General features: G+C 61.2%; 14 protein-coding genes and 2 pseudogenes. 11 read left to right on the forward strand and 5 right to left on the reverse strand.

From position 1 onward, the window contains the following. Positions 1-13 precede the first annotated feature (13 nt). The 6 genes and pseudogenes from tnpC to P0D84_RS39735 form a co-directional block, all read left to right on the forward strand. Positions 14-1,371 (forward strand): annotated as a pseudogene (gene tnpC / locus P0D84_RS39710) (IS66 family transposase); the annotation flags it as partial. Between the two features lie 148 nt (positions 1,372-1,519). Beyond that, entirely contained in the window at positions 1,520-2,767 is a 1,248-nt protein-coding gene (locus tag P0D84_RS39715; protein WP_408347383.1) for a tyrosine-type recombinase/integrase, read from the forward strand. Next, the gene (locus tag P0D84_RS39720) at positions 2,767-3,573 is read left to right on the forward strand and encodes a tyrosine-type recombinase/integrase (protein WP_408346594.1); all 807 of its coding nucleotides are present in this window, start codon (positions 2,767-2,769) and stop codon (positions 3,571-3,573) included. The genes P0D84_RS39715 and P0D84_RS39720 overlap by 1 nt, the downstream gene beginning before the upstream one ends. Before the next feature lie 136 nt (positions 3,574-3,709). Further along, positions 3,710-4,705 (forward strand): tyrosine-type recombinase/integrase, encoded by a 996-nt coding sequence (locus tag P0D84_RS39725; RefSeq protein WP_408346597.1) that lies wholly within the window; start codon positions 3,710-3,712, stop codon positions 4,703-4,705. A 99-nt stretch (positions 4,706-4,804) separates the two neighbouring features. Next, positions 4,805-5,080 (forward strand): annotated as a pseudogene (locus P0D84_RS39730) (transposase domain-containing protein); the annotation flags it as partial. A 521-nt stretch (positions 5,081-5,601) separates the two neighbouring features. Beyond that, a complete protein-coding gene (locus tag P0D84_RS39735; RefSeq protein ID WP_408347386.1) occupies positions 5,602-5,736 on the forward strand; it encodes a hypothetical protein in 135 nt (44 codons plus the stop codon). 192 nt (positions 5,737-5,928) lie between these two features. Here P0D84_RS39735 and P0D84_RS39740 read toward each other — a convergent pair whose 3' ends face one another. Further along, entirely contained in the window at positions 5,929-7,104 is a 1,176-nt protein-coding gene (locus P0D84_RS39740; protein WP_408347389.1) for a tyrosine-type recombinase/integrase, read from the reverse strand. A gap of 167 nt (positions 7,105-7,271) precedes the next feature. Between P0D84_RS39740 and P0D84_RS39745 the strand changes: the two genes are divergently transcribed. The 4 genes from P0D84_RS39745 (at position 7,272) to P0D84_RS39760 (ending at position 9,823) form a co-directional block, all read left to right on the forward strand. Continuing rightward, a complete protein-coding gene (locus tag P0D84_RS39745; RefSeq protein ID WP_408347392.1) occupies positions 7,272-8,315 on the forward strand; it encodes a DNA-binding protein in 1,044 nt (347 codons plus the stop codon). A gap of 34 nt (positions 8,316-8,349) precedes the next feature. Beyond that, complete coding sequence (locus tag P0D84_RS39750) at positions 8,350-8,703, forward strand: hypothetical protein (RefSeq protein ID WP_408347395.1); 354 nt, start codon at positions 8,350-8,352, stop codon at positions 8,701-8,703. A gap of 74 nt (positions 8,704-8,777) precedes the next feature. Then, on the forward strand, positions 8,778-9,212 hold the full coding sequence (locus P0D84_RS39755) for an SET domain-containing protein (RefSeq protein WP_408349707.1): 435 nt from the start codon (positions 8,778-8,780) through the stop codon (positions 9,210-9,212). Positions 9,213-9,529: 317 nt separating this feature from the next. Further along, positions 9,530-9,823, forward strand: coding sequence for an HU family DNA-binding protein (locus tag P0D84_RS39760; protein WP_408349710.1), 294 nt, complete (start codon positions 9,530-9,532; stop codon positions 9,821-9,823). A 263-nt stretch (positions 9,824-10,086) separates the two neighbouring features. On the opposite strand, the gene P0D84_RS39765 is transcribed toward P0D84_RS39760, so the two are convergent. From P0D84_RS39765 to P0D84_RS39775, 3 genes are all read right to left on the reverse strand, one after another. Continuing rightward, a complete protein-coding gene (locus tag P0D84_RS39765; protein WP_408347398.1) occupies positions 10,087-10,560 on the reverse strand; it encodes a hypothetical protein in 474 nt (157 codons plus the stop codon). 71 nt (positions 10,561-10,631) lie between these two features. Further along, the gene (locus tag P0D84_RS39770) at positions 10,632-11,000 is read right to left on the reverse strand and encodes an HVO_A0114 family putative DNA-binding protein (RefSeq protein WP_408347401.1); all 369 of its coding nucleotides are present in this window, start codon (positions 10,998-11,000) and stop codon (positions 10,632-10,634) included. Next, positions 10,993-11,313, reverse strand: a complete 321-nt coding sequence (locus P0D84_RS39775) for a toxin-antitoxin system TumE family protein (RefSeq protein ID WP_408347403.1) — start codon at positions 11,311-11,313, stop codon at positions 10,993-10,995. The genes P0D84_RS39770 and P0D84_RS39775 overlap by 8 nt, the downstream gene beginning before the upstream one ends. Before the next feature lie 308 nt (positions 11,314-11,621). Between P0D84_RS39775 and P0D84_RS39780 the strand changes: the two genes are divergently transcribed. Beyond that, on the forward strand, positions 11,622-11,837 hold the full coding sequence (locus P0D84_RS39780; RefSeq protein ID WP_408349713.1) for a cytochrome P450: 216 nt from the start codon (positions 11,622-11,624) through the stop codon (positions 11,835-11,837). A 229-nt stretch (positions 11,838-12,066) separates the two neighbouring features. Here the strand turns inward: P0D84_RS39780 and P0D84_RS39785 are convergent, their stop codons facing one another. Next, the gene (locus P0D84_RS39785; RefSeq protein WP_408347406.1) at positions 12,067-12,990 is read right to left on the reverse strand and encodes an amidohydrolase family protein; all 924 of its coding nucleotides are present in this window, start codon (positions 12,988-12,990) and stop codon (positions 12,067-12,069) included. Positions 12,991-13,088: the final 98 nt, after the last annotated feature.

A 13,088-nucleotide genomic window follows, 5' to 3' on the forward strand; every position in this document is an offset into this window, starting at 1 on the left:
TGGTCTAAGCGGTATGCCGATCAACGTGACGATCACTGCTGAAGAGCTGAAGCAGTTGCTCGACGAGCGCAACGCCGCTCGTGAACTCCGGGACGAGCGCGAAGCTTTACGTGGCGAATTGCGCCTTGTGACCGCACAACGCGATCTCGCCGAAGAGCGGCTACGAGCTTATCGGCGTGAACTGTTCGGCGCGAAGAGCGAAGCGCGCGCCTCTGAGCAGCCCGGTCTGTTCAATGAAGCCGAAGCGCTCGGCACGAACACCACGCCCGCGCAGGAAGATACTCCGGAAACGAAGGTCGCTGAACACACACGCAAAAAGCGTGGTCACCGCAAACTGCTCGATCCCAATCTGCCCCGCGAGGTCCGTCGTCACGAACTTTCCGAAGCAGAACGTTTCTGCGCTCCCGACGGTCATGCTCTTGTTGAGATCGGTGTCGAGACCAGCGAGCAGCTCGACGTGATCCCGGAACAGGTTCGTGTGGTCCAGCACCAGCGCGTTAAATACGCGTGCCCGTGCTGCGATCTCGGCATCAAGGTGACGCCGGCGCCGCCGCGGATCATTCCGCGCGGGCTGTTTACCGAATCGGCCCTTGCGTGGATAGCGGCCGGCAAATATCAGTTCGGCATGCCGATTTACCGTCAGTCGGGCTTGCTGCGCCGCTTCGGCGGCGACATCTCGTCGAACACGGTCGCCGCGAGCATGGTCCGGGTTGGTGTGGCTGCACAGCCCGTGATCAACCTGATGCGCGACGCGCTACTTGATGCAGAGGTGATCTATTGCGACGAGACAACGTTCCAGGTCCTGAAAGAGAAAGGACGTCGCCCACAAACGAAGAGTTACCTGTGGGCGCAGATGACCGGTTCGGGTATCCCGATACGATGCTTCACTTATACACCCGGACGTGGCGGTGAGCTGGCCGACAAACTGTTCGCCGGCATCCGCGAGGGTGCAGTCCTGATGACCGACGGGTATGAACCCTACAACGGCATCGCGGAGCGCTACCAGCTCGTCCACCTTGGATGCCTGGCTCACGCGAGACGGTACTTCGTCAAGGCAGAGGACAACGTTCCCAAGGCTGCGCGCACGCCGGATCTGCTTGCGACCCGCTTCATAAATTATTCGGCAAACTGTTCGCCGCCGAAGCGCGCAGCGAGACGTGGACCGTCGGGCGACGGCAGCGGTTGCGACGCCGATACAGCACACACGTGCTCGACGCGATCAAGAAGCTGATGCTCGAACAGCTGCCTGCCGTCCTGCCCAATAGCCTGCTTGGCAAGGCGCTGAACTACCTGCGCGGGCAATGGCCGAAGCTCGTTCGCTACGTCGAGAATGGCAGTTGGCCAATATCAAACAATCCCTGTCATGCCGCTAGCGGCATGACAAGGATAATGCCGCCGGTCGAATTATGCCGCGCTGGAAGCACCCAAACCACGTCGTGTGCGCTCGGACCGAGCATTGACGCGGCATAATTCTTGGGCTCTCCTTTAACTGGCTTGACGCCAGAGAAGGAGGTGCATCATGTCCGTAGATACCCACCCACCGGCCGCCGGAGTTCCGACGGCTCATACGTTCGACGAATTTGTCGAACGCTATCTCAATTACCTTCGTTCGGTTGACTACGCTCCGTCCACGCTTCGTAAGAAACGGCGAGTGATTGCCGCGTTCGCGCAATGGATTCGGTCCGAGAAGCCCGTGATGACTGTTCTCAAAGACCAAGACATCGAAGTGTTCTCGTCATGCTTGTACCGCGCCGGACCCTACAGGCTGCCGTTCGTACGGCGCACTTTGACGCATCTGTTCAGGTATCTTCGCACGCAAACTGAGTTTGCGACGCCGACCATATCAGCGAACGTTGATTCTCGCGCCGACGAACTGTTGCGAGCCTACACTCAATTTCTGCGCTCTGATCGTGGATTGACCGAATGTTCGGTTCGTGTCTATTCGCCCTTTGTCCGGGCATTTCTCTCCGAGCGAGCAGTTGGAATCAATGTCGATGCGGCGGACTGGTTCAGTGCAGCTGCAATCCGAAGTTTCCTTCTGGACCACGCCAGAAACCACTCAAGCGAGTATTCGCGCCTGCTCGCTATAGCACTCCGATCGTTTTGCCGATTTCTTTTCATTCACGGTCACATAGAACGTGATCTCTCAGTTTGCGTTCCTACCGTACGTCGCTGGCGCCACGCAGAGATTCCCGCGTTTCTTACGCCTGAACAGGTCGAGCGAATGCTGGCGACCACCGATCGGCCTACGTCAAGTGGGCGCCGCAATCGCGCAATCCTGCTTTTACTTGCACGGCTTGGCTTGCGTCCCGGGGAAGTTGCGGCACTTGAGCTTGACGATCTCCATTGGCGAACCGGTGAGATCACAATACACGGCAAAGGACGGGCTGTGCAATGTTTGCCCCTACTTCCCGATGTTGGCGAAGCGCTGGCGGCATACCTTCGTGAGGATCGCGGCATCTGTCGATCGCGACGCGTTTTTCTACGAGAGAAAGCTCCGTGTGGTGAACTGGCCGGGCCGGGGGCCATCGGCCAGATCGTATGTCAGGCGCTTGCGCGTGCGGGAATCGAGAGAACAAGTCGCGGAGCGGCCCATTTGCTGCGGCACAGCCTCGCGACACAAATGATCCGTCATGGGGCATCACTCTCGCAAATCGCCGAGGTGTTGCGACATCGCACGGAGAACACCACCGCGATCTATACGAAGGTTTCTTGCGAGGCACTACGTGCCGTGGCGAAGCCTTGGCCTGTCCCGGGAGACATGTGATGACCACTCTTCGTGAATCACTGAAGCAATACATTGATCTGCGCCGTGCGTTTGGAACCAAGTATCAGGAGCCCGCACAAACGCTCGGATATTTCGTCGACTTCATGGAGCGTAAGGGAGCGCGACTCATCACCACAAAGCTGGCCATGCAGTGGGCCATGCAACCTCAGGGTGTACAACATGCCACATGGGCACGACGACTTACGATGGTAAGGCGATTCGCATGCTGGCTCAGCGCTAGCGAACCACTTACGCAGGTGCCACCTCCACGTCTTATCGCCGGAAGAAGACGTCGCAAACTGCCGTACATATTCTCGGACGACGAGATAACCCGCCTCATGAGTGCGGCAGCGGAACTGTCTTCGCCGTCGGGACTGCGTGCGGCGACGTACACGACGCTCATTGGGCTGTATGCGGCAACGGGGCTGCGCCCCGGCGAAGCGTGGGCTCTCGACCGGTCGGATGTAGATTTGCGCAGCGGCATCCTCACGATCCGGCAAAGCAAATTCGGCAAGTCGCGCTTGGTCCCGGTCTCCGAATCCACGCGACTGGCGCTTGAGCGATATCAACAGCGAAGGATTGAATGCGCTCCGCAATTGCGCAGCGAAGCCTTCTTCCTATCGGAGCGCGGAAGGCGACTTAATGCAACATCCGTTCGCCGTACCTTCGCGAAGGTTTCTCGTACTGTCGGCTTGCGTGTCGACGTTGGGAATGGGCGCGTCGGCCACGGTCCCAGATTGCAGGATATCCGTCACAGCTTCGCCACACGAACGCTCATCGATTGGTACCGAGGTGTTTGGACGTAGGCCTGGAACTGCCGAAGTTGGCCACTTACCTTGGTCACGTAGACGTGGGGCACACCTACTGGTACGTCGAAGGAGTTCCGGAACTGCTTGGCCTGGCCGCCGAGCGGCTAGGCTCTCATGTGTCGAGAGGCCGGGTATGAATACGCCAACGTTGGCCCCGCTACTTCAACGGTTCTTTACCGATCGGCTATTAGGCCAGCTGGGCGCGAGCCCACACACAGTCGCGAGTTACCGCGATACATTTCGCCTACTGCTTCTGTTCGCTTCAGAGCAGTTCAAGCGAGCGCCTTCCTCATTGCTGGCGGAGAACCTTGATGTCCGCTTCCTCTCGAGGTTTCTCGATCATCTCGAGCGTGACCGAGGCAATACTCCGCGTACGCGCAATACGCGTCTTTCCGCGCTTCATGCCTTCTTTCAATACGTGGCATTAAATGAGCCGGCGCTCGCATTACACTGCCAGCGAGTCCTCGCGATGCCGGCAAAGCGTTGTGAACATCACCCCGTCGAGTTCCTCAAGGATGACGAGGTCAGTGCGCTTATAGCGTCACCTGACGTTCGCACCTGGATCGGTCGGCGCGATCGGGCCTTACTGCTGCTTGCTGTCCAGACCGGCCTTCGCAACAGCGAAATCACGTCGCTGCGAAACCGGGACCTGCAATTGGGAGTCGGCGCCCATGTTCGCTGCATGGGAAAGGGTCGCAAGGCACGCTGTACGCCTTTGCGTCCAGACGTCGTCGCGATTCTCAAGGAATGGTTCGAGGAACAACACGGTGCGCCTGATGATCCGCTGTTTCCCGCTCTGACCGGCAATCGCCTCAGCGCCGACGCTCTCCAAAGGCTCGTTGCGCGTCATGTCGCGACCGCAGAGCAGATCTGTCCTTCGCTGAAGCTCAAGAACGTCACGCCACACACGCTACGCCACGCCGCTGCAATGACATTGTTAAGACGAGGTGTGGACTTGAGTGTCATCGCACTTTGGCTCGGCCACGAATCTACCGAGTCAACACAGATTTACCTGCACGCTGACATGGAACTCAAGGAACGTGCTCTGTCTCATGTGTCGCGATCCGGGCAAGTCCCCGGTCGATATCAGCCGCCGGACTCATTGCTTGCATTCCTCGAGGGGCTTTGATTATGCCGCTCGTCAAGCGTTCGATCCGAGCGCCGCCGGCATCTGCAGTGAGGCAATCCAGTGCGCGCGGCATAATTCCACCGGCGGCATTATGCCTGCGAAAATTCGATCCGCCCCTTCTGCCTTGGACGCCGCAGCTGGTTATTTGCTGACACCGTTGACGGTGCCCGTGCAAGCGCGAATCTCTATACCCTGGTCGAATCTGCGAAGGCGAATCAGATCGACCCATATCGATACCTTACCTGGCTATTTACGAAGCTGGCGCTGGCAAAAGCCGTCGACGACTACGACGCGCTTCTCCCCTGGAAGATGCCTGCCGAACTCCGCTTATCCCTGTCACCAACAAATATGACGCGTTCCTCGACGTCACTCTGAGGGGCGTCGTCAATGGACCGCATACAAACAACTCGCCACACGCTTCCCCGACCGGTATCGTTTCACCGACGTTACCCAAGTTCCGTCCGTTTTCTGAGCAAACGCGCGTCCTCTCCGCTATTTTGTGTCAAACAAATTAACGTGACAGAGCCCCGGTAAACCGGTCAAGATCGATAGCTGTTATGCCTATGGCGCCTCGCGACATCGTGAAGGTCCTGTGAAGCGTCAATCCGCCTCCTTAGGTCGATCAGAAGATTCTTCGCCTTTCGCATGGCGCTGCGAAGTTCAACTCCCCTAAAGATTCACCTTGAAAATCGGTGCCGATCATAATCGTATAACTAACAGTCGACGCCTCTGCATCTTTGTTAACCGCAAGCCCCGTCTTCAGTGGGGCAGGCTGAACCTGCTCCGGCGGTTCTCCAGGCGGCCTGGATCGCTGCACGCTCCCGTTCTCCGTTCTGTAAAATTGAATACAGGCAACAGGGAGAGTAAAAGTTCGCAGCTGAATGTGGAGGGTAGAAGTGATGGACGTTATTGACTCGATGTCCGAGGTCGCGGCGGACCGGCATGAAATTTCGCTTCGCCTGAGCGGGCATCGCAGCGAGGTCACCGGTGCGATTACGCGAGAGGCGCTCGAAGCGAGGTCACCGGTGTGATTACGCGAGAGGCGAAGCGCAATTCTGGCTGCCCAAAGATGCTGACGAGGTCCGCATCCTCAAAGCATTTGCGGACGAACGGCGCCGCATTATCGCGGTCGCCGGATGAAAAGTCCGCCTGCGACCGGGTGAACCGGTCAGGCTCACGGCCGCGGATTTCCAGATCAGGCGGTAGGGCGTGGCTGCCGTCTGTCACCAGTCAATACGGTGTTTCTCGTCGGTCTCGCGGTGCCGGCGATCGTCGTCGGCGTGAAGATACTGACTGGTCGTCGTCAGTGACGCATGCCCGAGGTTATCGCGCACGAGTCGCAGATCGACCTGCTGGTCCGCCATGTGGGACCCTGCGCTGTGCCGCAGCCAGTGTGCCGATGCCTGCTTAAGGCGCTCCGCGCGCTGCGCATGGTCTTCACCACGCGCGCGCAGGGATTGCGCCGCACCGCTAAAAACATCCTTCACGATCCGGTGTAACGCTGCGCGCGTGAGCGGTTTGCGCGACTGGCCAACCGGCAGCACGAGCGGCGTGTCCTCGCCCGGCGAGGGCAGGGCTGGCAGTCCGCGTGAGCGCCGGTAGGTGCCAAGTTCCGTCATCATTTCCGCGGTGGCGGGCACCAGCCGCTCCTTGCCGCCCTTGCCCATCACTTCCAGCCACCATCGATCCTTGCCGGTTTCGTCACCACGACGGAAAAACCGTCCCATCGTGTTCGTGCCGACCTCCGTGATCCGCAGACCGCCCAGATAGAGCAGGGTAAAGAGCCAGCGCACGCGTGCGTGGTGTTCGCGCTCGCGGCCGGTCTGCACTGGCATGCCCTGGATGTAGGTCTTGACCTCGAGCCACAACTCGGGCGACAGATACCGCACGATGCGCGGCCTCGCCCGTCGGGCGCGCTGACGCGACAGCGATAGTGGATTGCCGGCCAGATAACCGGCCTGCACGAGCCACGCAAACATAACGTTGAGGATCACCATGGCCTGGCGCTGGCTTGATCCGGACAGCGGCCCGCAGAACGGCCGCCAGCGCGGATCGTTGCGGGGATGCTTGCGCCCGCCGTTAGCTGCCCACCGTGCGGCAGGCTGGGGATCGCCGAGAAAGTGCTGGTAGACGAGCAGGTCCTCGTGCGTGAGCGAGGAGAGCGGTTTGCCCAACTGCAGGACCGACCACAGGAGTAGCCGTTCGGCTTCCTTGCGGTAGTTGTCAAACGTGGTCTTCGTATCGGCGAAGCGGGCGAGCCACGCGCGAAGCGCGTCGAGGTCGGTGTCAGCGGCGACCTGCATGCGTCCGCTTGCGCGATTCGTGCCGTGACGGCCATCGAGGTCGGGGGACAGTTCTAGCGCATCGAGCGGGCGCGGGGCGGGCAGGGCGGTTGTCATGGTCGGAGGCGGCGGTGGCCCGGGTTGCTGGCATGGACGTAATTATGAGCGCAACAGATCGCATAAAATCAACATTATAGGATTAATGTCAAAATTCATCGCTTCGTGCGTCAGATATACGGCGGTTTACGTAGTAATATATGAGGAAATTCAACGGTGAGGACCTCATGAATGACGGCCTGTCCCCCGACGCGGCGCTGGCCGCCGAGATCGAGCGCCTGAAGGCGACGTTTCCGAAGACGCGCGAGCTGTATCGCGAGATCTGCGCGCTGCTGTTCTTCCGTCACGGCATCACGCCGACCGCCAACCGGCTGTACCGGCTGTACCAGCTGGTCCGGCGCGGTAGCATGGGCACGCCGACCGCCGTGCTGGGCGAGTTCTGGTCGGAGTTGCGCGAAAAGAGCCGGGTGCGCATCGACCATCCGGACCTGCCTGCCGATCTCGGTGCGGCCGCCGGGGAACTGGTCGCCACCCTGTGGACGCGCGCGACCGCATCAGCCGGGGCCGCGCTCGACGCGCTGCGCGACGAGGTCGAGACGCAGCGGGTCGAGGCGCAGCGGTCGGTCGTTGCCGCCCGCGATGAGCTGGGTCGCGTCGAGACCGCGCTGGAGCAGCGCACGGCGGCGCTGCTGGCCGCGCAGGTCGAGATACGGGATCTGGACAGGGCACAGGCCGAAGGCCACGCCCAGCGACAGGCGCTGGAGGGAGAACTGGTGCGGGTCCAGGCGGCGCTGGCCGCGCGCGACCGTGAACTGGTGGAGGCAAGGGAAGGGTTTTCGCGCGACCTGGCGAAGCAGCGGGAAGCGGCTGAACGCGCAGAGGAACGGCTCCGGGCTTCCGAGAAGCGTGCATTGCTGGAGATCGACCGCGAGCGCAGTACCGCGACGAAGCTGCAGAAGGAGCTCGATGAGGCCACGCGCCGGGCGGACCGGAAGGACGCCGACCGCCGCCGTGCCTCTGAAACCATGCAGGCGCAGCTGGGCGATGCACGTCATCAGGCGGGCGTGCTGCAGGGGCGGCTGGATGCCGTTCAGGCGGAGAATACGCGGCTGCAGGCGGAGATGATGACGCTGCGGCAGATGGAAACGCGCGCACGGGAAGCCCGGGTGTCGTCCGCACCGGCCGGAGTCCGGAAGGCCCCGCGCCCGACCCGTTCGACCCGCACCGTGCCGTCCGTCAAGCCAGCAACGCGTCGCAAAAAAACGGTATAGATGCAGGGTGACTCGTCGCTGAAGGATAGCCTGCATGGCCGACCTCTACCTGCTCGCCGGACTGACGCTTCCGCAGGGCGTCGCGCATGAGTCCCTGCCCGGAGCCGTGACGCTGTTCGTGTCGGATTGCTGGCACGGCATGAGTCGCACGCAGATGATGGCCCGCGCGAAACGGCGTGGTGTGCGCCTGTCGTTTCGCGCAACGACGCCATGTCCGTCCGGCGAAACCGGCGTGTTCGAGTTGCGCTTCAACGATGGTGCAGGGGAATGCCTGATGCTCGCACGGCTGCAGCGGGTCGGAGGCAGGCGCGGTAACCGCCGGCAAACCAGGCGGACCGACGTATCCCCACCGCCGCCATGCGATCCGCGACAGACCAGGCTGTTCTGACGCGACCACCCCGGTTGCCGTGCAGCGCGCCGCTCGCTATGCTCCATGGCTTCAACCAATCGGTGAGTGACGAAGTGCGGCGCGTGACGGTCAGAAAATCATCGGTTCATGGACGAGGTGTGTTCGCGCTACAGGCGATTCCTGCCGGCCAGCGGGTCTTCGAATATCGCGGGGAGGTGACGTCGTGGCGGCGGGCATCGGCCCGGTACCGGCGATCCGGCGTGCACGGTCACACCTTCATCTTCGGGCTGGCTGACGGTCGCGTGATCGACGGCAGCGTCGGGGGCAACAGCGCCCGCTGGCTGAACCACTCCTGCCAGCCGAACTGTGAGGCTATCGAGGACGGGCGGGGGCGGGTTTTTATCGAAACCATCAAGCACTTAAAGCCGGGCGACGAGCTTTTTATCGCCTACGGACTCACGATCGATGAGGAGAAGTCCCCAGAGATTGTCGCTGACTACGTGTGTCGCTGTGGGGCGACGAAGTGCACGGGCTCGCTGCTAGCCTGACGAGCGGATAACGACTTCCGCCAGACGCCGGAGAACTCAGCGCTAGCAATGTGAAGCGGGCACTCCCCGGAAGCCCGACCGGATAGTTGTTTTGAAACTGAAAACGCCAAACCGGAAGCGACGTGAAGATTGTCTCCGCACTGCGGAGGGAATTTGAGGGGTAAAGTCCCTCACTGGAGCGTGGACCGCGATCGTACACGGCTACAGCTAGCGAAGCCGCGTCGGCCGGCTTATCCCGGCGAGCCGGGTGACGCAGTTGCGTGCCGATTGCGCAGAGGTGTGCGGATCGGGTAGGGTGGCAGCTCTTCACAACCTCGATAAGGCGGAGCGCAATGAACAAGCAGGAACTGGTGGACGCCGTCGCCGCGAAGACCGGCGACAGCAAGGTCGCCACAGGCGAGACGATCGATGCGGTGATCGCGGCCATCACGGGCGAACTGACGAAGGGCAAAACGGTACAGCTAATCGGCTTCGGATCGTTTTCGACGGGCGCGCGCGCCGCACGGGTCGGGCGTAACCCGGCAACTGGTGCAGAAATCCACATTCCAGCCGCGAAGACAGTGAAGTTCACGGCGGGCAAGGCGTTCAAGGATGCGGTGAACGGCGCCTGAAACCGGCGGCAGGTTGGCGGAAGTCGCATTGGATGTAGTGACCAGGCAGCCGGCACGGACACAGATCGGCTGGCTGGCCTGTAGCATTTGCTGCGAGATGCCGCGCTGTATCACGACGCCCGCGCTTTTGCTGCCTGTCTATATACCCGAATTGAAAAGAAACGACCCCGGACCACCCGGCAGACCTTGTGTCCGACCATCGGTGCGTTGCTTCCTACCGGACGCGCATCGTGCGCGTCATCGCGGAAGCCCGCGGGCAGCCGTCAAACGGCGGCCACCGCGGGCTGCTCAGCCGGTGGCACGAACGCGAGCGGGATCGTGTGTACTTCGTCGTCGAGCCGCACGACGAGCTTGTCTTCAGTGTGCTTGATGATCTCGACGTCGCCGAAGTGAAATTGGCGGTGGTGGTTCGCGCAGACGATCAGCGTGTTGCGCGACATGTCGAGACCGCCGTTCGCCAGTTCTTCGAGGTGATGCGCCTCGGTGTACGTGCCGCCATTGCGCATCCTGAAGGTGTGGTCGCAGACCTGACACTGACGGCCGCGAGCGTGCTTCAGCAGCCGCACGAGCTCTGCGTCGCGCTCGTAACGCTCAGCCAGTTCGCTGATCTTCGTCGGCGGCTGGCCGCTGTTCTGCTCGTCGATCGCGGCGATCCGGGCCAGCAGCTCGTCGAGCAACGTCGGCGGGGGCGCGACAGGTGCTTTTGCAGGCTGCACGGGGGCGTTGGCCAGATTCATGTGCGGTTCAAATGAAGAAGCCCGCGATGCCGGTCGGCGAGTCGCGGGGCTTGATGCTGTATGGTGGGGCGTTACGCGAACGACATTTCGAGGCTGATGCCCGAGTAGTTCACCCGTGGCGCGACTTCCCGACCTTCCCCCTTCTCGAAGTACACAATGCCGTACCGCTCCATTGTCTTAAGCGTGCGCGAGAGGTTGGACTTGGCCCGTCCAGACGCCTCGGCCAGCTCCGTCAACGATGCCGGGTTCGTCTTCGCGATCAGCGCGAGCAACGCCTGATTTTTGCCCGACAGCACCTGTGCGAACGACTCAGGCGACGAGAACCAGATCTTCGGCTCATCGGGTGACGGCTTGTATTCGCCCCGCGCGATCGCCATCGTCCGCGCCTTGAATTTCTCCATCGGGGCAATACCGACTTTCAGGATGTGTACGTCAGTCATCGCTCTCGCTCCTTTCCTTCATCACTGTTTCGACTTCGGTCCAGAAGTCTGCAAGCAACGTCGCGGCATCCGCGTAATCGTAAAACCGGATGCGCTCGCCGGCGTGCTTGTGGTCGTACTCGATTCGCGTCCTGGCACCCGGGCCTGAACCCTCCCGGATCGGATGCGCGTTATCGAATCCCAACAGGCGAGAACCCTTTTCATCGTGCAACGTCAGCGAATACCGCAGCCCGTGCGGGCGCTCCGGTGATGCTGCGATCCGCGCTACTTCAAATTTCACCCAACAACACCCGGTGTCGTCGACGGTGTACATCACGCCGTCCAGCTCGAGCAGGGTGTCCAGGCTGTGATCTCGATCTGTCATGGCTTGTATGTTATCATCCGGTGACAACTAATGCAAGGAATGCCCCGGTTACCGGGAAAACCCGTTCGTGGGCGCAGCCTGGGGTAATCGTCCTTTCCGCGTTAAATCTGGCGGTAGCCTCGCGCGAAACCGCTCGCAGCAAGCCCTTGCGCATTGGATGTAAGCCACCCCCGCTGAAAGAAGGATGACCACCACTCGGGCTGATTGGCGCGGCCAATCGGGACCCGCGTCGCTACGCGGATCCCGACCGGCTCGACATCGGGCGGCGCGCGTTCGCGCCGCTCTCGTTCGGCAGCGGTCCGCATGTCTGCATCGGCGCGGCGCTGACGATGATGGAAGCCGAGATCGTGTTCGACAAGCTCATGCGCCGCTGGCCCGCGCTGGCTCTTTCCGAGCCTCGGCCTCGATGGAATCGCAATCCGGTCTACCGTGGGCTGGCGACGCTCCAGCTGCATGTTCCCGCGTCCGCTTAAAGCCGACACATGGGTTGGAGTCGGACGCGGGATTGTCTGGCGTTGGGGAGATTTCGCGCGGGGGCGCACCAACCCGCAGGCGCAAACGCCAGACGTGCGGCTTCACAGTGGGAGGTTCTCTCCCGTTGGCGAGAAAATCATCTGCTAAGGATAGCTATGGATTAACCCCGCAGATGATTCCCGTTCGTCAACTTGACAGCGCCCGCGCGCTGTCGATTCAAATCCCCGCTTACCGACCCAGCAATCTCGCAGCGTTCTCGCCGTACACCTTGTTCATCTCCACACCGGGAATCTTGATGTCGTCGAGTACGGCGCCGAACTGCCGGATCGCGGCAGTCGGGGCGAACGGAAAGTCCGTGCCGAACAGAATGTGGTCAGGCGTCGTAATTTGCGCGAGCGCGCTCAATGGCGCCGTTCCTCCCGAAAGGGCCGTGTCGAAATACAAGGATCTGACCGCCTCAAGCGGGTCACCCACGCGCTCGATTGCCCCAGGCATCATCGAAATGGAGAGAGCAAGACGGGGTACGAGGAAGGGCAACGTGCCCCCGGCGTGGGACAGAATGAACCGCACATTCTTGAACCGGGTTACCGCGCCCGAAATAATCAGGCTCGCCGCGGTGCGCGTCGTCTCGAACGGATATTCCAGCACAGACGCCGGAGCGACGCGCGGTATCTCGTGAGGCGGTTGATTCGGGTGCACGAAAACGACGGCGCCACGACGGTCCAGTTCCTCCAGCAGCGGGGTGAAATGCGGATCCCCCAGATACATGCCGTCGTAGTTCGTGAAGAGAATGAATCCGTCGACCTTCAGCTCGTCGAGGGCATAACTCACCTCGCGCAAGGCCGCGTCGATGTCCGGCAGCGGCAAGCTGGCAAAGGAACCAAACCGCCCGGGATGGCGTGCCCCGAGATCGGCTGCATAGTCATTGCATTTGCGGAGCAATGTCGCCGCATCCGGAATCGTCGGGCCCGACGAGATGGACAGAATGCCCTCGTCAATGCCATTTTCATCCATCATCGCGAGGGCCGCCTCTACGGACCAGCTTGGGGCAACCCCATTGGGCATGGCGGCGTTCAGTATGTCGAGACCTACAGCGTCCACATACAGCTTGGGAAGGAAATGTTGGTGGGTGTCTATCTTTCGCGTCGGCATGACTATCGTCTCCTGATCTGGATTCCGGACTAGCAGGAGGGCAGGCCCGCTGCGCCCCTCGCTTCGTTCAATTCCACTATACACTAAATTTTACGAAT

The organism is Paraburkholderia sp. RL17-337-BIB-A (assembly GCF_046025895.1).
Classification (GTDB): Bacteria; Pseudomonadota; Gammaproteobacteria; order Burkholderiales; family Burkholderiaceae; genus Paraburkholderia; species Paraburkholderia fungorum_C.

Excerpts from the sequence above, each read along its gene's own strand:
- P0D84_RS39725 (WP_408346597.1), top strand. The coding sequence starts at position 3,710 with ATGAATACGCCAACGTTGGCCCCGCTACTTCAACGGTTCTTTACCGAT.
- P0D84_RS39720 (WP_408346594.1), top strand. The coding sequence starts at position 2,767 with ATGACCACTCTTCGTGAATCACTGAAGCAATACATTGATCTGCGCCGT.
- P0D84_RS39740 (WP_408347389.1), bottom strand. The coding sequence starts at position 7,104 with ATGACAACCGCCCTGCCCGCCCCGCGCCCGCTCGATGCGCTAGAACTG.
- P0D84_RS39775 (WP_408347403.1), bottom strand. The coding sequence starts at position 11,313 with ATGTACACCGTCGACGACACCGGGTGTTGTTGGGTGAAATTTGAAGTA.
- P0D84_RS39765 (WP_408347398.1), bottom strand. The coding sequence starts at position 10,560 with ATGAATCTGGCCAACGCCCCCGTGCAGCCTGCAAAAGCACCTGTCGCG.
- P0D84_RS39750 (WP_408347395.1), top strand. The coding sequence starts at position 8,350 with ATGGCCGACCTCTACCTGCTCGCCGGACTGACGCTTCCGCAGGGCGTC.
- P0D84_RS39745 (WP_408347392.1), top strand. The coding sequence starts at position 7,272 with ATGAATGACGGCCTGTCCCCCGACGCGGCGCTGGCCGCCGAGATCGAG.
- P0D84_RS39770 (WP_408347401.1), bottom strand. The coding sequence starts at position 11,000 with ATGACTGACGTACACATCCTGAAAGTCGGTATTGCCCCGATGGAGAAA.
- P0D84_RS39785 (WP_408347406.1), bottom strand. The coding sequence starts at position 12,990 with ATGCCGACGCGAAAGATAGACACCCACCAACATTTCCTTCCCAAGCTG.
- P0D84_RS39715 (WP_408347383.1), top strand. The coding sequence starts at position 1,520 with ATGTCCGTAGATACCCACCCACCGGCCGCCGGAGTTCCGACGGCTCAT.